The organism is Mediterraneibacter catenae, assembly GCF_008691045.1.
In the GTDB taxonomy this organism is placed as follows: domain Bacteria; phylum Bacillota; class Clostridia; order Lachnospirales; family Lachnospiraceae; genus Mediterraneibacter; species Mediterraneibacter ornithocaccae.
Window position 1 is genome coordinate 18498 of record NZ_VMSO01000017.1, and the last position, 23986, is coordinate 42483.

At 47.5% G+C, this 23986-nt stretch carries 21 protein-coding genes; 18 read left to right on the top strand and 3 right to left on the bottom strand.

The window, feature by feature from the left end; all coding sequences use genetic code 11:
* The first annotated feature begins 618 nt into the window (after positions 1-618).
* Positions 619-2289: a L,D-transpeptidase family protein gene (locus tag FNY66_RS11775; RefSeq protein WP_150311275.1), complete on the top strand. Its 1671-nt coding sequence runs from the start codon at positions 619-621 to the stop codon at positions 2287-2289.
* 48 nt (positions 2290-2337) lie between these two features.
* On the opposite strand, the gene FNY66_RS11780 is transcribed toward FNY66_RS11775, so the two are convergent.
* Positions 2338-2823 (bottom strand): GNAT family N-acetyltransferase, encoded by a 486-nt coding sequence (locus FNY66_RS11780; RefSeq protein WP_087151941.1) that lies wholly within the window; start codon positions 2821-2823, stop codon positions 2338-2340.
* A gap of 328 nt (positions 2824-3151) precedes the next feature.
* Between FNY66_RS11780 and pflB the strand changes: the two genes are divergently transcribed.
* Both pflB and pflA read left to right on the top strand, forming a co-directional pair.
* Positions 3152-5410, top strand: coding sequence for a formate C-acetyltransferase (gene pflB, locus FNY66_RS11785; protein WP_087151940.1), 2259 nt, complete (start codon positions 3152-3154; stop codon positions 5408-5410).
* A 249-nt stretch (positions 5411-5659) separates the two neighbouring features.
* The gene (gene pflA, locus FNY66_RS11790; RefSeq protein ID WP_087151939.1) at positions 5660-6388 is read left to right on the top strand and encodes a pyruvate formate-lyase-activating protein; all 729 of its coding nucleotides are present in this window, start codon (positions 5660-5662) and stop codon (positions 6386-6388) included.
* 14 nt (positions 6389-6402) lie between these two features.
* On the opposite strand, the gene FNY66_RS11795 is transcribed toward pflA, so the two are convergent.
* A complete protein-coding gene (locus FNY66_RS11795; protein ID WP_150311276.1) occupies positions 6403-7713 on the bottom strand; it encodes an MATE family efflux transporter in 1311 nt (436 codons plus the stop codon).
* Between the two features lie 384 nt (positions 7714-8097).
* Between FNY66_RS11795 and FNY66_RS11800 the strand changes: the two genes are divergently transcribed.
* A complete protein-coding gene (locus FNY66_RS11800) occupies positions 8098-9273 on the top strand; it encodes a DUF4317 domain-containing protein (RefSeq protein ID WP_150311277.1) in 1176 nt (391 codons plus the stop codon).
* 117 nt (positions 9274-9390) lie between these two features.
* On the opposite strand, the gene FNY66_RS11805 is transcribed toward FNY66_RS11800, so the two are convergent.
* On the bottom strand, positions 9391-9900 hold the full coding sequence (locus FNY66_RS11805; RefSeq protein ID WP_150311278.1) for a GNAT family N-acetyltransferase: 510 nt from the start codon (positions 9898-9900) through the stop codon (positions 9391-9393).
* A 211-nt stretch (positions 9901-10111) separates the two neighbouring features.
* On the opposite strand from FNY66_RS11805, the gene FNY66_RS11810 reads away from it, so the two are divergent.
* From FNY66_RS11810 to FNY66_RS11875, 14 genes are all read left to right on the top strand, one after another.
* Positions 10112-10960, top strand: a complete 849-nt coding sequence (locus FNY66_RS11810; protein WP_150311279.1) for a MerR family transcriptional regulator — start codon at positions 10112-10114, stop codon at positions 10958-10960.
* Between the two features lie 40 nt (positions 10961-11000).
* Positions 11001-11600 (top strand): hypothetical protein, encoded by a 600-nt coding sequence (locus tag FNY66_RS11815; protein ID WP_150311280.1) that lies wholly within the window; start codon positions 11001-11003, stop codon positions 11598-11600.
* A gap of 82 nt (positions 11601-11682) precedes the next feature.
* Positions 11683-12411: an ATP-binding protein gene (locus FNY66_RS11820; RefSeq protein WP_150311281.1), complete on the top strand. Its 729-nt coding sequence runs from the start codon at positions 11683-11685 to the stop codon at positions 12409-12411.
* Between the two features lie 376 nt (positions 12412-12787).
* Positions 12788-13234 carry a MarR family winged helix-turn-helix transcriptional regulator gene (locus FNY66_RS11825; protein ID WP_087151932.1) on the top strand — a complete coding sequence of 149 codons (447 nt, stop codon included), beginning with the start codon at positions 12788-12790 and terminating at the stop codon, positions 13232-13234.
* Entirely contained in the window at positions 13231-15474 is a 2244-nt protein-coding gene (locus FNY66_RS11830; protein ID WP_150311282.1) for an ABC transporter ATP-binding protein, read from the top strand. The genes FNY66_RS11825 and FNY66_RS11830 overlap by 4 nt, the downstream gene beginning before the upstream one ends.
* A complete protein-coding gene (locus tag FNY66_RS11835; RefSeq protein ID WP_150311283.1) occupies positions 15467-17287 on the top strand; it encodes an ABC transporter ATP-binding protein in 1821 nt (606 codons plus the stop codon). The genes FNY66_RS11830 and FNY66_RS11835 overlap by 8 nt, the downstream gene beginning before the upstream one ends.
* Before the next feature lie 382 nt (positions 17288-17669).
* Entirely contained in the window at positions 17670-18197 is a 528-nt protein-coding gene (gene moaC / locus FNY66_RS11840) for a cyclic pyranopterin monophosphate synthase MoaC (protein ID WP_150311284.1), read from the top strand.
* Between the two features lie 18 nt (positions 18198-18215).
* Positions 18216-18716 (top strand): MogA/MoaB family molybdenum cofactor biosynthesis protein, encoded by a 501-nt coding sequence (locus tag FNY66_RS11845; protein ID WP_150311285.1) that lies wholly within the window; start codon positions 18216-18218, stop codon positions 18714-18716.
* Positions 18713-19717 (top strand): GTP 3',8-cyclase MoaA, encoded by a 1005-nt coding sequence (gene moaA / locus FNY66_RS11850; RefSeq protein ID WP_150311286.1) that lies wholly within the window; start codon positions 18713-18715, stop codon positions 19715-19717. The genes FNY66_RS11845 and moaA overlap by 4 nt, the downstream gene beginning before the upstream one ends.
* An 8-nt stretch (positions 19718-19725) precedes the next feature.
* Positions 19726-20163 (top strand): MOSC domain-containing protein, encoded by a 438-nt coding sequence (locus FNY66_RS11855; protein ID WP_150311287.1) that lies wholly within the window; start codon positions 19726-19728, stop codon positions 20161-20163.
* A complete protein-coding gene (locus tag FNY66_RS11860) occupies positions 20156-21058 on the top strand; it encodes a glycoside hydrolase family 25 protein (RefSeq protein WP_150311288.1) in 903 nt (300 codons plus the stop codon). The genes FNY66_RS11855 and FNY66_RS11860 overlap by 8 nt, the downstream gene beginning before the upstream one ends.
* Positions 21045-21998 (top strand): 50S ribosomal protein L11 methyltransferase, encoded by a 954-nt coding sequence (gene prmA, locus FNY66_RS11865; RefSeq protein ID WP_150311289.1) that lies wholly within the window; start codon positions 21045-21047, stop codon positions 21996-21998. The genes FNY66_RS11860 and prmA overlap by 14 nt, the downstream gene beginning before the upstream one ends.
* A gap of 17 nt (positions 21999-22015) precedes the next feature.
* Complete coding sequence (locus FNY66_RS11870) at positions 22016-22768, top strand: 16S rRNA (uracil(1498)-N(3))-methyltransferase (protein ID WP_087151943.1); 753 nt, start codon at positions 22016-22018, stop codon at positions 22766-22768.
* Between the two features lie 28 nt (positions 22769-22796).
* The gene (locus tag FNY66_RS11875; protein WP_150311290.1) at positions 22797-23954 is read left to right on the top strand and encodes a cysteine desulfurase family protein; all 1158 of its coding nucleotides are present in this window, start codon (positions 22797-22799) and stop codon (positions 23952-23954) included.
* The last annotated feature ends 32 nt before the right edge of the window (positions 23955-23986 follow it).

The following is a 23986-nucleotide window of genomic DNA, read 5'->3' on the forward strand; positions in this document are numbered from 1 at the left end:
ATACATATCTCCCGGCTGCTTTATTTCCCATCCCGAAAATCGAATTTCAAACGGAAGGAACAAGGCCGGTTATCCATCTGACTTAAAAAGATTCGGGAAATAATTGTAGAGTTATCAGCCATTTACAATAAAGCTCCCACTTCTTTTTGTTTGTATGAGGATTTTTCGGATTGGTTTGTTAGTCGGTAAAACGTCAAAATGGACGATTACAGACGTTTGGATGCACCTTACGTAGAGGGAGAAAAAGGTTGAGAACGGCGACTTTGGAAGGAAATTAGGAAAAGTTAAAAGCAGGGAAATGGTGTTAAGTGAAAAAATGATGCTGTCTGAGCTTGCGAGTTCGTCATTTTTTCACTTGCTTTTAACCATTTTCCTGCTTTGTTACTTTGAGTTATTTCCTGTAACCGGAGCCGGAATCAACCTTTTTCTCCGCCTGCGTACACGTGAGTCGGGGGGCTGTATATTACTGTATTTCGGACGTTTTCCGTACTATCAGCCAGTACGATAAATCCGAAGTTTTCAATTTTGAGTAAATATGCTTGAAATCTCTGCTATATATTTATAAGATAGGAATGTGACACTGTATGCAGTGATAAAACTGGAAATGAGGATGGGGATATGGAAGAACCGGAAAAGAAAGAAATTGAAAACAATATACAAACTGCGGAGGCAGAGGCTGCTGAAAAAAGCGGAAAATCCGAACAGGATATAACGCGGGAAGAAAATACAGAAGCTGAAAATGAAAAAAACACGGAAGATGCTCCGGAAGCGTTATGTCAAGAAACGGCGGCAGAGACGGACAAGACGGCAGATACAGACAAGACGGCAGATGGCGATGAGACGACAGGTGAGGGAGCCGGAGAGGATACCGCTGAGAAAACGAACGGAAGGCGGAGAAAAATCTTATACATAGCAGCAGGGTGCGTGGCGGCGCTTGTTTTTGTGTATCTGGGGATTGCTGCTTATTTCAGCAGCCATTATCTTTTTAATACAGAGATAAACGGGCATGATATGACCGGAAAGACGGTGAAGCAGGCGGAAGAACTGCTGAAAGAAGATATCGATGAATATGTGCTGGAATTAAAAGAAATAGACGGCAGCAGTGAGACGATAAGTGGAGGGGAAGCCGGCCTTATGTATGAAAGTGCGGCAGGACTGCAGCGGAATATGGAGAGTCAGGATATATTTTTATGGCCGCGTGCACTGTTCAGGAGCAGTACGGATGAGGTGGAGATAGAAGTGGCTTATGATGCGGATAAGCTGGGCGAAAAGATTGATTCACTGCATGCGGTTACAGGAGAGCAGACGCCCCCGGTATCGGCTTATCCTAAATTTGACGGGAAACAGTATGTGATCGAACCGGAGCAGTATGGAACTGCTATACAGAGAGATGTGCTCGAGGAGAAGATTGCAGGTGCAATTGAAAAACTGGAGGGATCACTTGATCTTGAAGCAGAGAAATGCTATGCGGATCCGGCGTATCTTTCTACATCCAAGGAGGTAAAGGATGCGTGTGATCTGATGAATCAGCACTGCAGTGCAAGGATAGTCTACCCGATGAATGAAGAAGTTGTCGTGGATGCTCCTGTTATTTCCGGCTGGATCACTGTGAATGATAAAATGCAGGTTAAGATCGATGAAGAGGCGGTCAGACTCTGGCTGGAAGAGTTCGGTGACAAATACGATACCGTGGGAATAACAAGGACTTTCAAGACTCCTGCCGGAAAAGAGGCAACGGTGAGCGGAGGTACGTACGGCTGGTCGATCAACGAAGATGCTGAGTTTGATGTGATCATAGATGCGGTTAAAAACGGGAAATCTCTGGAAAGAGAGCCGGAATATTATATAGGCGGCACTGCGGCAGCCCATGCGATGCCGGATTGGGGCGATACATATGTTGATATTGATCTGAGTGCACAGCATATGTGGTATGTGGTGGACGGAAGCATTGCCCTTGAGACAGATGTGGTGACCGGACAGCCGATCCCGGAGAGGATCACTCCTGAGGGAACCTATTCGATTTTGGAAAAAGGAAGAAATCAGGTGCTTGTAGGTTCCATCGATCCTTCCACCGGAGAACCTTCGTACCGGACACCGGTGTCCTACTGGATGAGGGTGACATGGTCAGGTATCGGCCTGCATGATGCTACCTGGCAGCCGGCATTTGGCGGTACTTTAAACCAGATACCGGGGAGAGGATCACATGGCTGTATCAATATGCCGCTTGATCAGGCAGCGGCGCTGTATGATATGCTCGAAATGGGAACACCGGTCGTTATCCATTATTAGGAATTAGTGACGAATTGATGAAAGATATCGAAAAAGGCGGGGTGAATGTCACTCCGCCTTTTGGTATGCCATACGTTCACTTCCGTCATCAGTATAGATGATGCCGCAGTATGTGAATCCGTTTTTGTCGAGAAGATGCTGCATGATCCGGTTATCTTTATGTGTGTCGATCTTTAAGTTGCCGCACTGTTCAAAGGCCCAGTTCAGACAGAACGAAGCGGCCCCTTTTACCGTTCCGTCGGAAGTGATGCGGTGGACTACGCCGTAAGGACGCTGATTCAGCCAGTCGCCGCTGTAAATCCTGCGGTAAGTGTCATCAGGTCCTTCTTTGTAATAAAAGGTGGCAATGATCTGTCCGTGTTCTTCGCAGACATAAGAACAGCCCGAATTAATATCATCTGCGATAAGTGTCTGCTTGGGATAGGATTGCCCCCATTGTGCGGGATTCCCGTGACCTGCCATGAACAGGCGGGCGTGTTCGTACATTTTCATGAGTAAATCCAGCTCGTCTGGACGTGTTTTGCGTATTATCATACCGGTATTCTGCCTTTCGAATTACATGGAAATTTATACATGTGTGCAGGATATTAAAAAAATGATTTGATTTTATTACTACCTGCTTCTCCGATGTATTATAACAGAATGTGAAAATAGTATCAATCCACTATAAAAAGTATTCTGGTTTTATATATAGCACAATATATTGTGAAAATGAGCTTGTTTTGTATAAAATGAGATACAAAGCAAAAAATGATAACTATTATCAAGATAAGCCTTGCATTTTTACAGTTGTAATGCTATACTAGCGCATGGCAATAAAAGGATTAATGGATTCAAAGATTTCAGAGGAGGTTTTCAGAAAATGGCAAAAGCAAATTTTGACCAGTGGGAAGGTTTTGGCGGACATCTCTGGAAAGAGGAAGTCAATGTGCGCGATTTCATTCAGCACAACTATACTCAGTATGACGGAGATGAGTCTTTCCTTGCAGATCCCACAGAGGCGACAAATAAACTTTGGGGAGAACTCTCCAGGCTTCAGAAAGAGGAGCGCGCTAAAGGAGGCGTTCTCGATATGGAGACAGAGGTTGTTTCCGGACTGACAGCATACGGACCGGGATATATTAATGAAGATATGAAAGAGCTGGAGCAGGTAGTAGGACTTCAGACAGATAAGCCGCTAAAGCGTGCATTCATGCCGTACGGCGGAATCAAGATGGCGGAGCAGGCTTGTACGACTTACGGATATACTCCGAGTGAAAAACTGCATGAAATCTTTACAAAATATCATAAAACACACAACCAGGCTGTGTTTGATATCTATACACCTGAGATGAAGAAAGCCCGTCACAACAAGATCATCACAGGACTTCCGGACACATACGGAAGAGGACGTATCGTAGGCGACTACCGCCGTGTGGCTCTCTATGGTATTGATTACCTGATCGAGAAGAAACAGTCTGACTTTGTTGAGTATGAGAGACACGGAATGAAGGGAACAGATTTCCGTCTCCGTGAGGAGATTGCGGATCAGATCCGCGCTCTGAACGGAATGAAAGAGATGGCAGAGGCTTACGGCTATGATATTTCCAAACCGGCGACAAACGCAAAAGAGGCTGTTCAGTGGCTGTACTTCGGGTACCTTGCAGCAATCAAGACTCAGAACGGTGCGGCTATGAGTGTGGGACGTATTTCTACATTCCTTGATATCTATATCCAGAGAGATATGGAGAAGGGAATCCTGACAGAAGAGCAGGCGCAGGAACTCATCGACCATATGGTAATGAAGTTCAGAATGGTGAAGTTTGCAAGAATCCCGTCTTACAATGAACTGTTCTCAGGAGATCCGGTATGGGCTACCCTTGAGATGGCCGGAATCGGAATGGACGGACGCCACATGGTTACAAAGAATGACTATCGTTTCCTCCATACACTGGAGAACATGGGACCGTCACCGGAGCCGAACCTGACAGTCCTGTACTCTTCACACCTGCCGGAGAACTTCAAGAAATATGCAGCATATATTTCTGTTAAGACAAGTTCCATTCAGTATGAGAACGATGATGTGATGCGTCCGGTATGGGGTGATGACTACTCTATCTGCTGCTGCGTATCTGCAACAGAGACAGGCAAGGAGATCCAGTTCTTCGGAGCGCGTGCGAACCTTGCAAAATGCCTTCTGTACGCGATCAACGGCGGTGTTGACGAGAAGACGAAACAGCAGGTATCTCCGTTGTACAGACCGATCACATCAGAGTATCTTGACTATGATGAGGTCATGGAGAAATATGACCAGATGATGGAGTGGCTGTCCAAGCTGTATGTAGATACACTGAACATGATCCACTATATGCATGACAAATATTATTATGAAGCTGCTGAGATGGCGCTTATCGACACAAATGTGAGACGTACATTTGCGACAGGTATCGCAGGATTCTCACATGTAGTTGACTCATTAAGTGCAATCAAGTATGCGAAGGTAAAAGTGATCCGTGATGAGGACGGCGTGGCAACAGACTTTGAAGTTGAGGGTGATTTCCCGAAATACGGAAATGATGACGACCGTGCAGATGAGATTGCGGTATGGCTGCTCCGCACATTTATGAGCAAACTGAAGAAGTGCCACACATACAGAAATTCCGAACCGACAACATCCATCCTTACGATCACATCCAACGTTGTATATGGTAAGGCTACAGGATCACTTCCGGACGGAAGAAAAGCAGGCGAGCCGCTGGCACCGGGAGCAAACCCGTCTTACGGGGCAGAGAAGAACGGACTTCTTGCTTCGCTGAACTCCGTGGCAAAACTGCCGTACGAGCAGGCACTTGACGGAATCTCAAATACACAGACGATCAGCCCGGGAGCACTGGGACATAATGATGACGAGCGCAAGAACAACCTTGTCCATGTGATGGACGGATATTTTGATCAGGGAGCACATCACCTGAACGTGAATGTATTCGGTACAGAGAAACTGATCGATGCTATGGAGCATCCGGAGAAAGAAGAGTATGCGAACTTTACAATCCGTGTATCCGGATACGCTGTGAAGTTCATCGACCTGACAAAAGAGCAGCAGCTTGATGTAATTGCAAGAACCTGCCACGACAGAATGTAATATATTCGGGGACGTAGTAAAATCGAATTTTACTACGTCCCCGATCAGGATTTACCCTGTCCCTTTTTATAAATTACCCTGTCCCCATTAGAAGATTGCACAAAAGACAAACGATTTAAACATATGTCTTGATGATGATTTTAGTGATTCTTCCATAGGGGACACGATAAATTAAAAAAGGGGACAGGGATATTTTTAATTCGGGACGTAGACAAATTGGATTTTACTACGTCCCCGAAAGGAGAAAGTATGAACGGTTATATTCATTCAACAGAGAGTTTTGGCTCTGTCGACGGACCGGGTGTCCGTTTTGTTATTTTTGTCTCAGGATGTCCGATGCGCTGTCAGTTCTGCCACAACCCGGATACATGGAACATGCAGGTGGGAGAAGAGAGGAGCACCGAGGACCTCCTTGCGCAGGCGCTGCGTTATAAATCTTACTGGAAAGACGGCGGCGGGATTACGGTAAGCGGCGGGGAGCCACTTATGCAGATGGATTTCATGATAGAACTTTTCAGAAAGGCAAAAGAAAAGGGTATCAATACGACGATCGATACGAGCGGGGCGCCTTTTACGAGAGAGGAACCGTTTTTCGGGAAATTTAACGAGCTTATGAAATATACAGATCTTCTGCTCGTCGACATCAAGCATATTGATGACGAACAGCATAAGCTTCTGACAGGACGGACAAACAGCAATATCCTGGACATGGCGCGTTACCTGTCGGATATCGGGAAGCCTGTATGGATCCGGCATGTTCTTGTCCCGGAGAGAAGTGACAAAGACGAATATCTTGAAAAGCTGTATGATTTTATAAGTACGTTAAAAAATGTGGAAAAGACAGAAGTTCTCCCGTATCATACGTTCGGAGAATACAAATGGAAAGAACTCGGATATGAGTATCCTCTGGCAGGAATCGAACCTCCGGCGAAGGAACGGATTGAAAACGCTAACAGAATACTGCATACGGGACAGTAAGATCAGGGACAGGGCTATGAAAGAGCCCCGTCCTTTCTGAATAAGAAAATAAGTGCCAGTGCGCACACAATCGCTTCTGTTACTGGAACCGCCATCCAGATGCCTGTTAGTCCAAACAGTACAGATAAGATCCAGGCAACCGGGATGATGAGTACAAATCCCCGAAGGATGGAAATGACAAAGGCCTGTTTCGGACGGTCCGCCGAACTTAAAAATGCTGCAGCAACGATATTGATGCCTGAGAAGAACAGGCTGACAAAATAGATCCGCATTCCATTTGAAGCGATATCAGTGAGGATCGGATCATGCTTGCGGTTAAACAGATCTGCCAGCGGTACTGCGAAGACAGCAATCAGCAAATAAGACAGCAGCGCAAAGCTCAGGGAGGTTGCCAGTGCATACCGGCGCAGACTCCGGCGCTGTTCTTCTCCGTCTTTTCCTGCATACCGGCTTACGATGGGCTGTACGCCCTGGCCGATTCCGGTGTAGATAGATACGAGCACAAGAGCGATGTTTGCCAGAATGCCGTATGCCGCCACACCTGTATTTCCGTTTAATCCAAGGATCAGATAGTTAAATACGATGATCACGACACCCGACGATAGTTCCGTGACCAGAGAGGAGACTCCCAGTGTGCAGATGTCGCCCCAGCGGACAAGGGAAAGCCTTGTCCGGACTGGCCGGAAGTGATTTCTTTTCTTTATAAAGTGTACGGACATGATCAGCATACTGACGACCGGGGCAGTTGCGGTCGCAAGAGCGGCTCCGGTCATACCCATTCCCAGAGGATAGATAAATACATAATCCAGAACGATATTTGTAAGGCTGCCGACGATCATTCCTGTCATGGAAAGACGCGGAGCACCATCGTTCCGCACAAAACTGAGCAGCAGATTGTTCCCAAGAAACAGAGGGGAAAATATCAGCAGGATGCGGATGTAGTCGGTTGCATATCCGATCGTATCAGCGTTGGCTCCGAGAACCGCGGCGATCCTGTCCGGAAGGAAGATTCCGGCCGAGGAGAAGATCACGGCAGCGAAGGCGGCGAGATACAAGGCCTGGGTAAAGATTGTGCGGTGCAGCGTCCCTTCCGGCTTTGTCGAGGAGATCGTATATCTTGAGGCGGCTCCCATACCGATCATCAGCCCCGTCCCGTTCATCAGACTGTAGGCGGGAAGCACGAGATTCAGCGCCGCGAGGGCATCAGCTCCGATTCCCCTGGCGATGAAAAATGTGTCGGCAAGGATGTAGCAGGAATAGCCTATCATGCCAAGCACGTTTGCAGATACATATTTCAAAAAAAGATTGCCGATTCTTTCTTTCATGACATTTACTCCGTGAGATAATAAATTTTTACCTGTCTCTGCTCAGGATCATATGATGCGTGGCTATGTTACCACAAAATGGCGGGATAATCAATTGCTTCTATTTTCTCTTTTTGACTTAATCTGTGTTCTGCGGTATGATAGCGTCAGTGTATAAGGGGACAATACGGTCGCTGAAGGGCTGATTTGGGCTCCTTCCGCGTTACTTTCCCTCCGCGTACGTCTCTGTACGCCGATTGAGGATAACAAAGAAAATCGCCGAAATTATGCGGTTTGGAGCGTATTGCCCCTTGTACACTGACGCTAAGTAAGATTTTAGTAACAGTTCAGCTTTGCGAATGGCGCGGGTTGAGCTATTACAGATTTCAAGAGAGGAGTATAGCCATGAACAAGAAAGAAATACTTGAGATCCGTAAGCAATTTACGCCCGCAAACTGTGCGATCACGAGGATCTGCGGGTGCTATGTGGATCATGAAAAGAATAAAAAACTGGAGTCGAAGGATGCCTTTCTCTCGCTCCCCGAAGAGGAAGCCTTCAAATATTTCGATATCTTTAAAAAGACACTTTCGGGGACCGTCGGAAAGAATATGCTCAATATGGAGTTCCCGATTGACGCGGAGATGCCGGGCGGGACGCAGGAGTTCCTTTTAAAGCTGCGCAACAGTAAACTGGAAGACGATATGCTTCTGGAGGAGTTTTATGATAAAGTGATCGCTACATATGAGTATGCAGAGAATTATTATATCATTCTGATTCATGCGATGTATGATATCCCGGGAAAGGGTTCGGATGATCTGGAAATGTTTGATGCTTCGGATGAAGTGTACGAGTATCTTCTTATGAGTATCTGTCCTGTTTCGCTGTCCAAAGCAGGACTTTGCTATAACGCGGAGGATAACCGGATCGAGGATCGGATCAGGGACTGGATCGTAGACATGCCGGATAAAGGATTTCTCTTCCCGGCGTTTAATGACAGAGGAACAGATCTTCACAGTGTGCTTTACTATACGAAGAAGTCGTCAGAACTTCAGCCGGAGATGATCGATCAGCTTCTCGGCGCCAAGATGCCGATGTCGGCCGACGATCAGAAAGAGACATTCCAGATGATCATAGAAGACACGCTCGGCGAAGACGGGGATTATGAGACTGTCCGCAATATCCATGAGACGCTCAACGATCTGATAGAGGAACATAAAGAAGAGCCGGAACCGCTCGCCCTCGATAAGATCGAGATGAGAAAAGTCTTTGAACAGAGCGGTGTGGATACAGAGAAGATGGAGAACTTCGACCGCAATTTCGAGGAGAATGCAGGGGAGAAAGCAACACTTCTGGCCTCGAATATCGCGGAGACGAAGAAGTTTAATATTGAGACGCCGGATGTAGTCATTAAAGTTAATCCCGACCGGGCGGATCTGATCGAGACGAGGATCATTGATGGACGCCAGTGCCTTGTGATTCCGGTTGATGACCATATTGAAGTGAACGGGATCAATGTAAGGACGATGAAACGGCAGGATAATTCAGACAGGGAAGAGATGTCTGAACTGCCAGAAGAGTAGAAAACTGCCAGAAGATAAATTTGTATTGAATAAGAATACCGGAGAAAGTGATCCGGCACATTAAACAACAGTGCCGTTTCCTTTCTCCGCTATTTTATATAGATATCCTGCAGGCATTTATTTTTCCGGAGCTGCAGCTGATGTGTCGTCCGCAGCATCCAGTATCACTTCCATCCCCACTTTCTGTGGCTTCAGCCCACAGCTCTCATAGAACTTCATCGCACTCTCATTGCAGCTCCATACGTTCAGAGTCACGTTGTAGCATCCCTGCTTCCGTGCAAAATCAAGCACTGCTTCATAGAGTGTCTTTCCGATATGCATTCCCCGCTTTGTCTCATCCACGCAGAGATCATCGATATACAATGTCTTGATATCTGTCAGTATATTGTCATCTAAATGCTGTTGGAAAATACAGAATGCATATCCCACCAGACAGTCATTCTCATCTACAGCGGCAAAGATGGGACGCTTTTTGTCATGAAGGATTTCCATCAGCTGCTCATCGGTATACTTTCTCTGTCCGTATTTAAACAGGTCGGGACGTCCTTTGTGATGCACAAGTGCAACCTGCGAGAGCAGATCGTGGATCCTCGGGATGTCTCTTTCTTCAGCCATACGTACGTTCATCTGTAAATCTCTCCTTTCCCAATTCATTTTACTATTATACCGCCAGGGGAGTAATATGTAAAATATAACAGTTCAGCCATCTGATGCCAGGAGACGAATTTATGCCTGCATAAGAATCCGGCGACCGGCAGACAGATGTGCTGATAAACTCTTGACCTTATACTATGTATAACCTTTATAATTAGGGGGAACATGAAAGGAGCGGTGGCATATGGGAATCAGGGAAGCGGAAGAAGCAACCGGCATCAGCCGTCAGAACATTCGGTTTTATGAGAAGCAGGGGCTTCTGCATCCTGCAAGAAATAAACGGAACTCTTACAGGGAATATTCGGATGAGGATATCCTGCGGCTCAAGCAGATCAGACTGTTTCGCAAACTGGGGATGCCGCTAGATGAAATACGGCGTCTGCTGGAGGGAGATGTGGATCTTATGCAGGCTCTGGAGGAACAGGAGCGCCGTCTGGCAGTGGAAGCTGAACATCTGAAAGCATCCAGACAATTTATAAAGAAGATACATGACACAAGTCTCGAGGAGATGGATGTGGACCGCTGTCTTCAATCGATGGAAGAGGAAGAGAAGAGGGGCGCAGTCTTCGGGAAATTCGCAGAGGATTATAAAAAGACAGCTTTGGCGGAAACGAAACGGTCTTTTGGATTCCATCCTGACACGATGTGCGGGAAGCCGGAGGAGTTTACGCTGGAACTGTGTAAATACGCCAATGAAAATGATCTGAATCTCGTGATCACGAAAGAGGGCATGAATCCGGAATTTACGATAGACGGGATCGAGTACACGGCATACCGGTTTTCCGGAAGATATGGAATTACTATCGGGTGTGAGATGAAACATCCGGAGGATTATATTCCGGCAGATATGTCCGAGGACAGATACAATCGTGTCCGCAGGATTTATCGCATAGTCAATGTGTGTTTCTTTCTGCTGATCATTGTGGGAGGCGTGTATTCTTGGAAAGGAAATGCAGGAGCACTTATCATTCCACTTCTGGCATTTGCTGTTTATATCGGAATACTGATCCGATGGCATCAGAAGAATAGATGATATCTGCCATATAATATAAATGAAACAGGTGAATGAAAGAATGAAGAAAATTTTAAACTATTTTTCAGTAGACGGGGCAGTCGGAGGCAATCAGGAATGGTTCAAAAATGTAGTTATGTACATCGGCGGCTGTGCGGCGGCGACAGCCTGTGACTGCTGTATCTATCTGGCTCTGCGCCGGGGCATGGAACATTTGTATCCGTACGACGTCCATGCGCTGACGAAGCAGGACTATATCGACTTTTCCATGAAGATGAAGCCGTATCTGAGGCCAAGAGTGAACGGGGTCAATAAGCTCTGGATGTTCACGGAGGGCTTTGAAAATTATCTGAAAGATGTCGGAGAGACCGGCATAGAGATGGAAGAGTTGCCGGGAACAGAGGATATCCGGACGGCAGAACTCTTTATCAGACAGCAGGTCGACAGCGGATATCCCGTGCCTTATCTCATGCTGAGACACAGGAAAGCATACTACAAAGACTTTGTCTGGCACTGGTTTTTGTGTTATGGATATGAGGAGCGGGAAGACGGCTTGTGGATTACGGTCGCGACATATGGGGAGATGTATACTTTCTTGCTCAGAGATCTGTGGGACACAGGGTATGAGGAAAAAGGCGGACTGATCGGACTGAAATGTTGATTAAAAGTTGTTGTAAAAACAACATAAATATAGTTCTTCTCGTGTTATACTTCAGCCATAAACGTCAGAGAGGAGAATCAACATGATACGCAAGATCATACAGATTGATGAGGAAAAATGCAACGGATGCGGAGCCTGCGCTGCTGCCTGCCACGAGGGCGCGATCGGCATGGTGAACGGAAATGCGAAACTTTTAAGAGATGATTACTGTGACGGATTAGGGGACTGCCTTCCGGCCTGCCCGACAGATGCGATTCATTTTGTGGAGCGTGAGGCGGCAGCTTATGATCATGAGGCTGTAATGAAGAATAAAGAGGAAAAGATGAAGGCGGAGCGAGAGACGCTTTCCGGCGGCTGTCCCGGTTCCCGTGCCCGGACGATCGAACACTCTGAGGAACGTGTAAATACCGCCGTAGCCGGCAGCGGAGCCGCAGAGCCGGTGAGCCGTCTTACACAGTGGCCGGTTCAGATCAAACTTGCTCCTGTGAAGGCCCCCTATTTTGACGGTGCGAAGCTGCTCATTGCCGCTGACTGTACTGCGTACGCATATGCCGGATTCCATGAGCGGTTTATCAAGGATCACATTACTCTCGTGGGTTGTCCGAAACTGGATGCTGTGGACTACGCGGAGAAGCTGACGGAGATTATCAGGGAGAACGAGATCAGCAGCGTGACGGTCGTGCGCATGGAAGTGCCGTGCTGCGGCGGCCTGGAACACGCGGTAAAGACCGCTCTTAAAGACAGCGGGAAGCTGATTCCGTGGTCGGTCGCGGTGATCTCCACGGACGGGAAAGTGATCAGCGAACTTTAAAGTTGAACTGACAGAAAGTAAAAATATAGTTCAGACTGGAAAAGGTACTCCAACGCTATGGAAGAAACGTATAATATGGGGAGAAGTGAAGCAGAAAAGGGACTGGAAGGATTTCTTGAAAAATTAAGAGCCGCAGGTGTGCTGCAAGAATAGTTATTCTGAAATAGAGACTGTCGCATCAATGATCAGAAAATCATAGATACGGCAGTCTTTTTCTGCGTTAAAAGATATTCGCATTAATAATTTAATCGCACATATTTGTGAATAAAGTATAAAATAACTGTGAAATTATACAAAAATTACTTGACTCAATTGTATAATAGTACTAATATACTGTTTAGTTAACTAACTAATTTGACATGGAAAGGAGTAGAATATGCAGTGTGATGTAAATGAGATGCCGGTATTTGGAGTTATGGGGCTCGTAATGCACAAGATGATGAACCGTGCAAAAGAAATGTATCAGGAATTTGACCTGAATAAAAGTCAGGCAGGAATATTGTTTGCTCTTCACCGCAACGCTTCTATGTCCCAGAAAGAGCTGGCTGCCCGTCTGAATGTGACGCCGCCGTCCATTACATCTTCCATCCAGAAAATGGAGAGGGACGGCTATCTGACAAGACATACGGATCAGGATGACCAGCGGGTAATGCGTCTGACGCTGACCGAAAAAGGCGAATCCTGTATCCAAGGAGTCTATACAGTGGCTGAGCAGATGGAACAGCTTATGTTCCGGGGCATGAGCAGGGAAGAAATCCTGCTTTTAAAGCGATTGCTTCTTCAAATCAAAGACAATCTTAGTGAAAGGAAAGACATACAATGAAGAATTTATTTAAATATGCAGCGGAGCACTGGAAGTCTCTGATTGCCATCATTGTTGTTCTGTTCATTCAGGCATACTGCGATCTGTCGCTGCCGGCCTACACGTCTGACATTGTCAATGTAGGTATTCAGCAGGCAGGAATCGAAGACCGGATACCCGAGGCAATCTCATCGGAGGAGATGGAGCGTCTGCTTCTGTTTGTTTCCTCTGAGAATCAGGAGACGGTGATGAATGCCTATGAAGAGGATAATGACGCGTATGATACAGCGGCTTATGTGCTGAAAGAGGATATTTCAGAGGACGACACAGAAGAACTCACGGATATCCTTGCCGGCCCGATGATGCTGACAGCGGGATTTGAGTCGGGAAGCGATATGACGCAGCAGATCGAAGAACAGTTAAAGTCGGCTATGCCGCAGGAGCTGGTATCGGACGACATGGAAGTATTCGATATTCTGCAGATGCTTCCGGCAGAGCAGAAAGAGGCAATGATCCAGGAGATGGAAGAGCAGATGGACGACATCCCCGAGACGATCCTGGAGCAGGCAGCTGTCAGCTATGTGGGAAGTGCATATGAAAATCTCGGTATGGATATGGATCAGATACAGATCACCTATCTTATCACGACAGGAGGTAAGATGGCGGGGCTCGCACTTCTTGGAATGGCGGCGAGTATCCTCGTAGGGTTTATGGCTTCCCGCGTAGGTGCGGCTACAGGCCGTGACTTAAGAGGAAGAGTATTCCGCAAGGTTGTGGGATTCTCCAACAATGAGTTTGACCACTTTTCTACAGCTTCCCTGATCACGAGAAGTACAAATGATATTCAGCAGATTCAGCTCATCATTGTCATGCTGCTGAGGATCGTACTGTATGCGCCGATCCTTGCTATCGGAGGAATCATACAGGTATTCCAGACGAATGTGTCAATGTCATGGATCATTGCACTGGCAGTCGTGATCATTGCGCTTGTTATCCTTGTGTTGTTCCTGGTGGCGATGCCGAAGTTCAGGATCCTGCAGACTCTGGTCGACAAGGTGAATCTGGTCATGAGGGAGATCCTCACCGGACTCTCGGTTATCAGAGCATTTAGTACGCAGAAACATGAAGAAGAGCGTTTCGATGATGCAAACAGGGCTCTCACGAAAACGAACCTGTTCGTAAACCGGGCGATGACATTTATGATGCCGGTGATGATGCTTGTCATGAATGGTATTTCGGTTCTCATCATGTGGACCGGAGCCCACGGTATCGACAATGGTGAGATGCAGGTCGGCGATATGATGGCATTTATCCAGTATACAATGCAGATCATTATGGGATTCCTGATGCTGTGTATGCTGTCGATCATGCTGCCGAGAGCTGCGGTCGCAGCAGACCGTGTCCAGGAAGTGCTTGACAGTAAGACAGTGATCCATGATCCCGAGAAACCGGAAGAATTCCGGAATGAGGAGAAGGGACTGCTCCGTTTCGACCATGTCTCCTTCCGGTATCCGGGAGCGGATGAAAATGTGCTCCATGATATCACATTTACAGCGAGGCCGGGACAGACGACGGCTATCATCGGAAGCACCGGAAGCGGTAAGTCCACACTGGTCAACCTGATTCCGAGGTTCTACGATGTGACTGAGGGAAGCATCACTCTGGACGGAGTGGATATCCGGCAGGTGTCACAGCACGGACTCAGGGGAAAGCTGGGATACGTCCCCCAGAAAGGAATCCTGTTCTCGGGCGATATTGCTTCTAATATCATGTTCGGCAATCCGCACGGAAGTGAGGAGGAGATGATTGAGGCGGCTGAGATCGCACAGGCGACAGAGTTCATCGACCAGAAACCGGATAAATATGAAAGCCCGATCGCTCAGGGCGGTTCCAACGTATCGGGCGGTCAGAAACAGAGACTTTCCATTGCGAGAGCGATCGCAAAACATCCGGAAGTATTTATTTTTGACGACAGCTTCTCAGCGCTTGACTTCAAGACCGATGTTACGCTGAGAAAAGCGCTGAAACAGAAGACAAAGGAGAGCACGGTCCTGATCGTGGCTCAGCGTATCAGTACGATCCTGAATGCAGAACAGATCATCGTTCTTGACGACGGACGGATCGCGGGAATCGGAACTCACAAAGAACTGCTGAAGAACTGTGAAGTCTACCAGCAGATCGCGGCGTCCCAGCTCTCCGAATCAGAGCTTAAGGCAGGAAAAGCAGCAGAAGACGGAAAGGAGGTGTCTGTCAATGCCTAGAGGGATGCGCGGCAATGCGGCCGGAGAAAAAGCAAAAGATTTTAAGGGCACGATCAAGAAACTGATCAAATATATGAATGCATTTAAGTTCCATATGCTGTTTGTCGCAGTTTTTGCAATCTGCGGAACTGTTTTCAATATCCTTGGACCAAAGATACTCGGTAAAGCAACGACAGAGATCTTTAACGGACTGGTGAGTAAGGTGTCCGGAGGCAGCGGCATGGATTTCGGTAAGATCGGACAGATCCTCCTGCTCACACTGGGACTCTATGTGATCAGCGCTCTGTGCAGCTTTATCCAGGGCATTATCATGACGGGCGTCTCCCAGAAGACGACGTACCGTTTGAGAAAAGAAATATCCGAGAAGATCAACCGTATGCCGATGAATTATTTCGACACGAAACCGGTAGGAGAAGTGCTCTCCCGTGTGACAAACGATGTGGATACACTCGGACAGAGCTTAAACCAGAGTGCGACACAGTTGATCACTTCCGTGACGACGCTCATCGGTGTGCTCGTCATGATGCTGTCGATCAGCCCGCTGATGACACTTGTGGCAGTCCTGATCCTTCCCATCTCCGTGATTCTGATCTCATTTGTTATGAAGCACTCCCAGAAATATTTCCGCGGACAGCAGCAATATCTGGGAAATGTAAACGGTCAGGTTGAGGAGATATACAGCGGACACAACATCATCAAAGCATTCAATAAAGAAGAGGATGTGATCGGTGAGTTTGATGCGATAAACGGAAAACTCTATGATTCCGCATGGAAATCCCAGTTCTTTTCAGGGATGATGATGCCGGTCATGCAGTTTATCGGAAATCTCGGCTATGTGGCAGTCGCGATCCTCGGCGGATTCCTTGCAATCCGCAATGCGATCGAGGTCGGAGATATCCAGTCCTTTATCCAGTATGTAAGGAACTTTACACAGCCGATCCAGCAGGTGGCTCAGGTGACAAATATGCTTCAGCTTACCGCTGCGGCTTCAGAACGTGTCTTTGAATTTCTTGAGGAGAAAGAGGAAGACCAGACAGTACCGGATCCGGTATCTGTAGAAGGTTTACAGGGAAATGTTGAGTTCGATCACGTACATTTCGGCTATAACCCGGATAAGATCATCATCAACGATTTCTCCGCTAAAGTAAAAGAGGGACAGAAGATTGCCATTGTCGGTCCTACAGGAGCCGGAAAGACGACCATGATCAAGCTGCTCATGCGTTTCTATGATGTGAACAGCGGAGCGATCAAGATCGACGGACACGACGTCAGGGACTTCAACCGGAGCGAGCTCAGAGAAATGTTCGGCATGGTGCTTCAGGACACATGGCTCTTCCATGGCTCTATCATGGAGAACATCCGGTACGGAAAACTGGATGCCACAGATGAAGAAGTGATACAGGCGGCTAAAGCGGCCCATGTACACCGCTTCGTGCAGACACTTCCGGGCGGCTATAATATGGAGCTCAACGAAGAGGCGAGCAACGTATCTCAGGGTCAGAAACAGCTTCTGACGATCGCCCGTGCGATCCTCGCAGATCCGAAGATCCTGATCCTCGATGAGGCGACCAGCTCCGTAGATACAAGAACAGAAGTGCTGATCCAGAAAGCAATGGATAACCTGATGAAAGGAAGAACAAGTTTCATCATCGCCCATCGCCTGTCAACAATCCGTGACGCCGATCTGATCCTCGTCATGAAAGACGGCGATATCGTCGAGCAGGGAACACACGAAGCCCTCCTCGCTAAAAACGGTTTCTACGCCGACTTATATAATTCACAGTTTGAATCAACAGATCAGACCTGCGCATGATGGAAAGGGTGCAGCCTTGTAAGCAAAGCTTACAGAAGGCGGCACCCTTTTTATCATGCATAGGGCGGACGCCCCACAGCGAGATGAAGCACGAAGTGCGAAATCGAGCTGAGGTCTGATCGGACGATTGGGAAACAAACCTGCGCGCTAACATGCATAGGGCGGACGCCCCACAGCGAGATGAGCACAAAACCGCATTGACGTGCTAACTGTACCCGAAGCAAAATTGAGGATGGAATCTCATATAAAAGTGTGTTAGAATACATGCAAAACATTATGTCTCAGACAGAAGTCCGATATATTTAAGTTATCTCTGAAAAGATCAATATAAAGTCTAAACTGTTACGACATATTACGCGAAACAAAAGAAAGGATAAGCGTCATGGGATTTACACATTTTGACGAAAACGGCAAGGCTGTCATGGTAGATGTTACGGCAAAAACCGAAACGGTAAGAGAAGCCACGGCAACTGGAAAGATTACTGTAAACCGCGAAGTTTTTGATGCGATAAAAGCGGGGACTGTTGGCAAGGGAGACGTACTTGGCGTGGCAGCTACAGCGGGGATCATGGGAGCCAAGAAAACTTCTGATCTGATTCCTATGTGCCACATCCTGCCGATCACCAACTGCAAAATAAATTTTGAGATGGATACAGACGAGTGCGCAATTTATTGTGCCTGCACGGTGAAGGTGACAGGGAAGACCGGTGTGGAGATGGAAGCTCTGACAGGAGTCAGTGTGGCCCTTCTTACGATTTATGATATGTGCAAAGCAATGGACAAGACTATGGAGATCGGTGAGATCTATCTTGTTCAGAAGACGGGCGGAAAAAGTGGAAATGTATATAATAATCTTCACTCTCATAAAGTAAAGCTGCCGGAGGGGAAAAGAGAATTAAATATACTTTGAGCGGACGGAGATGAAATTATGGCTGAATATAGATGGAAAGCAGCAGTTGTGACATTAAGTGATAAAGGATATGCAGGAGAAAGAGAGGACAAAAGCGGTCCTCTTATTTGTGAAATACTCACAGAGAGCGGATACGATGTGCAGGAAACGATATTGTTGCCAGATGAAAAAGAAGAAATAAAAAAATGTCTTTGTGAATTGTGTGATAAAAAAAGAATGGATATAATTTTCACCACAGGTGGCACGGGATTTTCGCCGAGAGACTGTACACCGGAAGCGACGATGGATATCGCACAGAGAAACGCGCCGGGAATCGCGGAAGCAATGAGGCTTGCATCTCTTAAAATAACTCCTCGCGCAATGCTGAGCCGCGGGGTGTCTGTCATCCGCGGGAAGACGCTGATCATCAACCTGCCCGGAAGTCCGAAAGCCGTCAGAGAGAATCTGGAAGCGGTGCTTCCGTCGCTGGATCATGGCCTGGCTATTCTGACCGGCCGGGACGGAGAGTGTGCCAGATGAGAGATCAATTCGGCAGAAATATCGACTACATGAGAGTATCTGTGACAGACCGGTGCAATCTCCGCTGCATATACTGCATGCCGGAAGAAGGTGTCCCCTGCGTCAGCCACAGTGACATTCTTACTTTCGATGAAATCAGGAGAATATGCGGTATCGGAGCAGAGCTTGGAATCAGCAGGATCAAGCTGACAGGCGGAGAGCCGCTTGTGCGCCGCGGCCTGCCGGGACTTCTCGGGATGCTGAAGAAAATACCGGGGATAGAACAGGTTACGCTTACGACAAATGGCATACTTTTAAAAGATAATATAAACGAATTAGTTTCTAATGGCTTGGATGCAGTTAACATAAGTATCGATACTCTGGATCCGGAATATTATCATAAGATCACCCGCAGAGGGGGTATAGAGGAAGTACTTTCCGGGCTTGACGCTGCTCTTTCTTATCCGGCTCTGAAGGTAAAGGTCAATTGTGTGCCTCTGAAGGGAATGCCGGAAGAAACGTATGTACAGCTTGCATCGCTGGCAAAGGACCGGGATGTGGATGTCCGTTTTATTGAGATGATGCCGATCGGACTGGGGAAAGAGTACTGCGGAGTGAGCGGACAGGAGATATACAATATACTGAAAGAGCGTTTTGGAGAGGCAGAGCGCTGTAATGGAAAGTTTGGGAACGGACCGGCCGTATATGTACAGTTTTCCGGATTTCAGGGGAAAATCGGTTTTATTGATGCCGTTACGCATAAATTCTGCAGCACATGCAACCGTGTCCGGCTCACGTCGGAAGGACGTCTGAAATTATGCCTTCAGTATGAAACAGGCATAGATATGAGAAAGCTGCTCAGAAGCGGAGCGGACGATGAAGTGATAAGGCAGGAGATGAGACGTGTAATATATGAGAAACCGGCCTGCCATCATTTTGCTGACGGACGTCCGGATACACCGGCCTCTTTGAGTGGAGATGAAAAACTTGAGACGAGGGATATGTCTCAGATCGGAGGATAGATATAAATATGGGAAAAGTAATAACAGTCTGCACAAGTCCTGCGAAAGGTACACAGAAGACGAATGTAAAAGAGGCTGAATTTATAGAGGATTATGGTATAGCAGGAGACGCTCATGCAGGAAAATGGCATCGCCAGGTCAGTCTGCTTTCTTATGATAAGATAGAGGAGTTCCGTGCAAGAGGAGCAGAAGTGGAGGATGGCGCCTTCGGGGAAAATCTGGTGGTGGAGGGCATAGACTTTCGTTCTCTGCCTGTAGGGACGAGACTTTGCTGCGGCGAAGTCATTCTCGAGATGACCCAGATAGGGAAAGAATGTCATCACAGCTGTCAGATTTACCAGAAGATGGGCGACTGTATCATGCCAAGGGAAGGAGTCTTTGCCAGGGTGATCCGGGGAGGTAAGATCCGGATCGGGGACGAGATGAAGGTGGCGGAAGATGAGTAAGTTAAAGTCGTTCGTACTGCTTGTCATAACAGCATTTCTTATGTGCGGCTGTGAAGCTGAGGTTGAGGAGAGCTCTGCAGACGGCGGAGAGGATATCCATATGACAGAGGAAGGGGCGTATTACACGTTTCAGGATGTGGAAGAGAATACTTATGAGGCTCCGCTTCTGTCCGATGTGCCAAAGTGCACGTATGATTTTGAACATCTCAAAACCGATGAAACAACGGGATATAAGAGCTTTTATGATGAAGAGAACGGAGTGACCGCACGTTTCGGCATCGATGTATCAGAGTTTCAGGGTGAGGAGATCGACTGGAAACAGGTGCGTGACAGTGGAGTGGAATTCGTTATTATCCGCTTGGGATATCGTGCGTATGGAGAGAGCGGGGAGCTTGTCCTTGACGCGATGTATGAGGACAACATAAAAGGAGCACTTGACGCCGGACTTGATGTGGGCGTATATTTTTTCTCTCAGGCTGTAAGCGCGGCGGAGGCTGTAGAGGAAGCGGATTTCGTCCTGGAACATTTAAAACCTTATGAGATTACAGGTCCTGTTGTGTATGATACGGAGGAAATCAAGTGGGATACTGCCCGTACTGACAATAACACAAAACAGGAATTTACGAATTACTGTAAAGTGTTCTGTGACACTGTCGAACATGCCGGGTATGATCCTATGATATATTCTAATATGAAGTGGATGGCATTTACGCTTGATATGTCAGAACTTTCGGGATATGATTTCTGGTATGCGGATTACCATGATGTGCCGCAGTGTCCGTATGACTACAAAATATGGCAGTACAGTGAGGAAGGCGCAGTGCCGGGGATCAATGCAAACGTAGACTTGAATCTCTGGTTTCAGAAAGGAGAAAAAAGCAATGAAATGGAATAAATTTCGGTTAAAGACAACGACTGAGGCGGAGGATATCGTAAGCAGTATGCTGATGGATCTTGGAATCCAGGGGGTAGAAATTGAAGACAAAGTGCCTCTGACACAGTCGGACAAGGAGCAGATGTTTGTAGATATTCTCCCTGAGATCGAAGCGGACGACGGAGTTGCGTATCTGAGCTTTTATCTGGAGCCCGAGGAGGATAAAGAGAAAATTCTTTCACAGATCAGACAAGAGCTTGAAGCAATGTCTTCATATGTAAATGTGGGAGAGTGCCGGATCGATGAGTCCGAGACAGAGGACGTGGACTGGGTGAATAACTGGAAGCAGTATTTCCATCAGTTTTATGTGGATGATATACTTATCATTCCGTCATGGGAACAGGTAAAACCTGAAGATACAGACAAGATGGTGATCCATATCGATCCTGGTACTGCGTTCGGTACGGGGATGCATGAGACAACCCAGCTCTGTATCCGTCAGATCCGCAAGTACGTGACAGAGAAAACAAGGATTCTGGATGTGGGATGCGGAAGCGGAATACTCGGTATGCTGGCCCTCAAATTCGGGGCGGCGTATTCTGTGGGAACAGATCTCGATCCCTGTGCTATAGAAGCCACCTATGAGAATATGGAAGTAAACGGCATAGCAAAGGATCAGTATGAGGTGATGATCGGAAATATTATCGACGATAAGGCGGTACAGGATAAAGTCGGATACGGGTGTTACGATATTGTCGTGGCCAACATTCTCGCAGACGTCCTGGTACAGCTTACGCCGGTAGTCGTAAATCAGATGAAATCCGGCGGTATCTATATTACAAGCGGTATTATTGACGATAAAGAGCAGACTGTGACCGATGCGGTAAAGGCTGCTGGGCTTGAAGTCCTTGACGTGACGTATCAGGGAGAATGGGTCTGTGTGACAGCGCGAAAAAACTGACAGGAGAGGAAAACGGCATGCAGCAGTTTTTTGCAGATCCGTCATGGATCAGGGATGGAAAGGTATATCTCCGGGGATCTGACGTGAATCATATCAAAAATGTTCTGAGGATGAGAACAGGAGAAGATGTCCGCGTCAGTGACGGGAGCGGGAGTGTCTATCTGTGCTGTATAAGTGCCTATGAGGAAGGCGCCGCGGTACTGGACATTTTGAAAGAACTGGATTCGGAAGCAGAACTTCCTTCACAGATCACACTTTTTCAGGGACTGCCGAAGGGAGATAAGATGGACTGGATCGTACAGAAAGCAGTCGAACTCGGGGTGTACAGTATTGTCCCGTTTTCGGCAAAACGTTCGATCGTAAAGCTGGATGAGAAGAAGGCCAGGAAAAGACAGGAACGCTGGCAGGCGATCGCCAAAGGAGCCGCTGAGCAGTCCGGACGCAGCCGGATTCCTGAAGTGCAGCCGGTAAAGAGCTTTGCAGAAGCTCTTGATGCGGCATCTGGTCTGGACCTTGTCATGATTCCCTATGAACTGGAAGAAGGCATGGAAAGGACGGTACAGGTGATAGAAAATATCATGCCGGGACAGTCCATCGGCATCTTTATCGGGCCGGAGGGCGGCTTCGAAGAGGAGGAAGTCGAACAGGCAAAATCGACAGGCGCAGAGCCGGTCTCCCTCGGAAAGCGTATCCTGCGCACGGAGACTGCGGGATTGACAACGCTCTCGATCCTCATGTATCATCTGGAGAGCAGAAATCATAATTTATAAGTAAGAATAGTGTAAAGGAAAGAAAGCAATGGAAGTTTATCTGGATAATTCCGCTACGACCATGTGTTATCCGGAAGTAGGGGAATTAGTATATAAAGTGATGTGCCGCGATTATGGCAATCCGTCCTCCATGCACAGAAAAGGCGTGCAGGCGGAGCATTATATCCGGGAGTCGAAAGAGACAATAGCAAAGCTTCTGAAAGTCAATGCAAAAGAGATCTTTTTCACGTCCGGCGGCACGGAGAGCGACAATCTGGCATTGATCGGCTGTGCGCGGGCGAACAGAAGAAATGGAAATCATCTGATCACGTCTTCGATCGAGCATCCGGCGATTTTAAATACAATGCGTTATCTGGAAGAGGAAGAAGGCTTCCGGGTGACATATCTTCCGGTGGATGCAAAAGGGAAGATTAAGCTCGAAGCGCTCAGAGAGGCTCTCTGTCCGGAGACGATCCTCGTGTCAGTCATGTATGTAAACAATGAGGTAGGGACGGTCCAGCCTGTGCAGGAGGCGGCACAGATCGTGAAAGCCTATAAGCCGTCGATCCTTTTCCACACGGATGCTGTGCAGGGATACGGAAAATACCGTATCTGGCCGAAGCGGATGGGGATCGATCTTCTGACGGCAAGCGGACACAAGATCCATGGCCCGAAGGGAATAGGATTTCTCTATATTGACAGCAAAGTAAAGATAAGACCTGTCATGTTCGGCGGAGAACAACAGCAAAATATCCGTTCAGGTACGGAGAATGTACCGGGGATCGCAGGCATCGGTCTTGCGTCTAGGATGATCTATCAGGATCTGGAGATAAAGACAGCATTGATGCGGGAACTGAAAAGCAGGTTCATCGAGGGCATATCCGGAATCGAGAACACGACCGTACATGGCTTTACAGACGAAGGAAGCGCTCCGCATATCATCAGTCTCGGAGTGGCAGGTGTACGGAGCGAAGTTCTCCTCCATGCGCTTGAAGATAAAGGAATTTATGTGTCTTCAGGGTCAGCGTGCTCATCAAATCACCCGGCGGTGAGCGGAGTGCTCAAAGGAATCGGAGCTCCAAGGGAATACCTGGATGCGACGCTGCGGTTCAGCATGTCGGAATTTACGACCAAAGAAGAAATTGACTATACGCTGGAAACACTATATAATTGTATACCGATGCTTAGAAGATATACACGGCACTGATGCGGGAACTGTACGCAGGGAGAGTGTAAACA

Excerpts from the sequence above, each read along its gene's own strand:
- FNY66_RS11870 (WP_087151943.1), top strand. The coding sequence starts at position 22,016 with ATGCAGCAGTTTTTTGCAGATCCGTCATGGATCAGGGATGGAAAGGTA.
- FNY66_RS11860 (WP_150311288.1), top strand. The coding sequence starts at position 20,156 with ATGAGTAAGTTAAAGTCGTTCGTACTGCTTGTCATAACAGCATTTCTT.
- FNY66_RS11820 (WP_150311281.1), top strand. The coding sequence starts at position 11,683 with ATGATACGCAAGATCATACAGATTGATGAGGAAAAATGCAACGGATGC.
- FNY66_RS11810 (WP_150311279.1), top strand. The coding sequence starts at position 10,112 with ATGGGAATCAGGGAAGCGGAAGAAGCAACCGGCATCAGCCGTCAGAAC.
- FNY66_RS11845 (WP_150311285.1), top strand. The coding sequence starts at position 18,216 with ATGGCTGAATATAGATGGAAAGCAGCAGTTGTGACATTAAGTGATAAA.
- FNY66_RS11830 (WP_150311282.1), top strand. The coding sequence starts at position 13,231 with ATGAAGAATTTATTTAAATATGCAGCGGAGCACTGGAAGTCTCTGATT.
- moaC (WP_150311284.1), top strand. The coding sequence starts at position 17,670 with ATGGGATTTACACATTTTGACGAAAACGGCAAGGCTGTCATGGTAGAT.
- FNY66_RS11835 (WP_150311283.1), top strand. The coding sequence starts at position 15,467 with ATGCCTAGAGGGATGCGCGGCAATGCGGCCGGAGAAAAAGCAAAAGAT.
- FNY66_RS11815 (WP_150311280.1), top strand. The coding sequence starts at position 11,001 with ATGAAGAAAATTTTAAACTATTTTTCAGTAGACGGGGCAGTCGGAGGC.
- FNY66_RS11775 (WP_150311275.1), top strand. The coding sequence starts at position 619 with ATGGAAGAACCGGAAAAGAAAGAAATTGAAAACAATATACAAACTGCG.
- prmA (WP_150311289.1), top strand. The coding sequence starts at position 21,045 with ATGAAATGGAATAAATTTCGGTTAAAGACAACGACTGAGGCGGAGGAT.
- FNY66_RS11800 (WP_150311277.1), top strand. The coding sequence starts at position 8,098 with ATGAACAAGAAAGAAATACTTGAGATCCGTAAGCAATTTACGCCCGCA.
- moaA (WP_150311286.1), top strand. The coding sequence starts at position 18,713 with ATGAGAGATCAATTCGGCAGAAATATCGACTACATGAGAGTATCTGTG.
- FNY66_RS11780 (WP_087151941.1), bottom strand. The coding sequence starts at position 2,823 with ATGATAATACGCAAAACACGTCCAGACGAGCTGGATTTACTCATGAAA.
- pflA (WP_087151939.1), top strand. The coding sequence starts at position 5,660 with ATGAACGGTTATATTCATTCAACAGAGAGTTTTGGCTCTGTCGACGGA.
- FNY66_RS11855 (WP_150311287.1), top strand. The coding sequence starts at position 19,726 with ATGGGAAAAGTAATAACAGTCTGCACAAGTCCTGCGAAAGGTACACAG.
- FNY66_RS11795 (WP_150311276.1), bottom strand. The coding sequence starts at position 7,713 with ATGAAAGAAAGAATCGGCAATCTTTTTTTGAAATATGTATCTGCAAAC.
- FNY66_RS11805 (WP_150311278.1), bottom strand. The coding sequence starts at position 9,900 with ATGAACGTACGTATGGCTGAAGAAAGAGACATCCCGAGGATCCACGAT.
- pflB (WP_087151940.1), top strand. The coding sequence starts at position 3,152 with ATGGCAAAAGCAAATTTTGACCAGTGGGAAGGTTTTGGCGGACATCTC.
- FNY66_RS11875 (WP_150311290.1), top strand. The coding sequence starts at position 22,797 with ATGGAAGTTTATCTGGATAATTCCGCTACGACCATGTGTTATCCGGAA.
- FNY66_RS11825 (WP_087151932.1), top strand. The coding sequence starts at position 12,788 with ATGCAGTGTGATGTAAATGAGATGCCGGTATTTGGAGTTATGGGGCTC.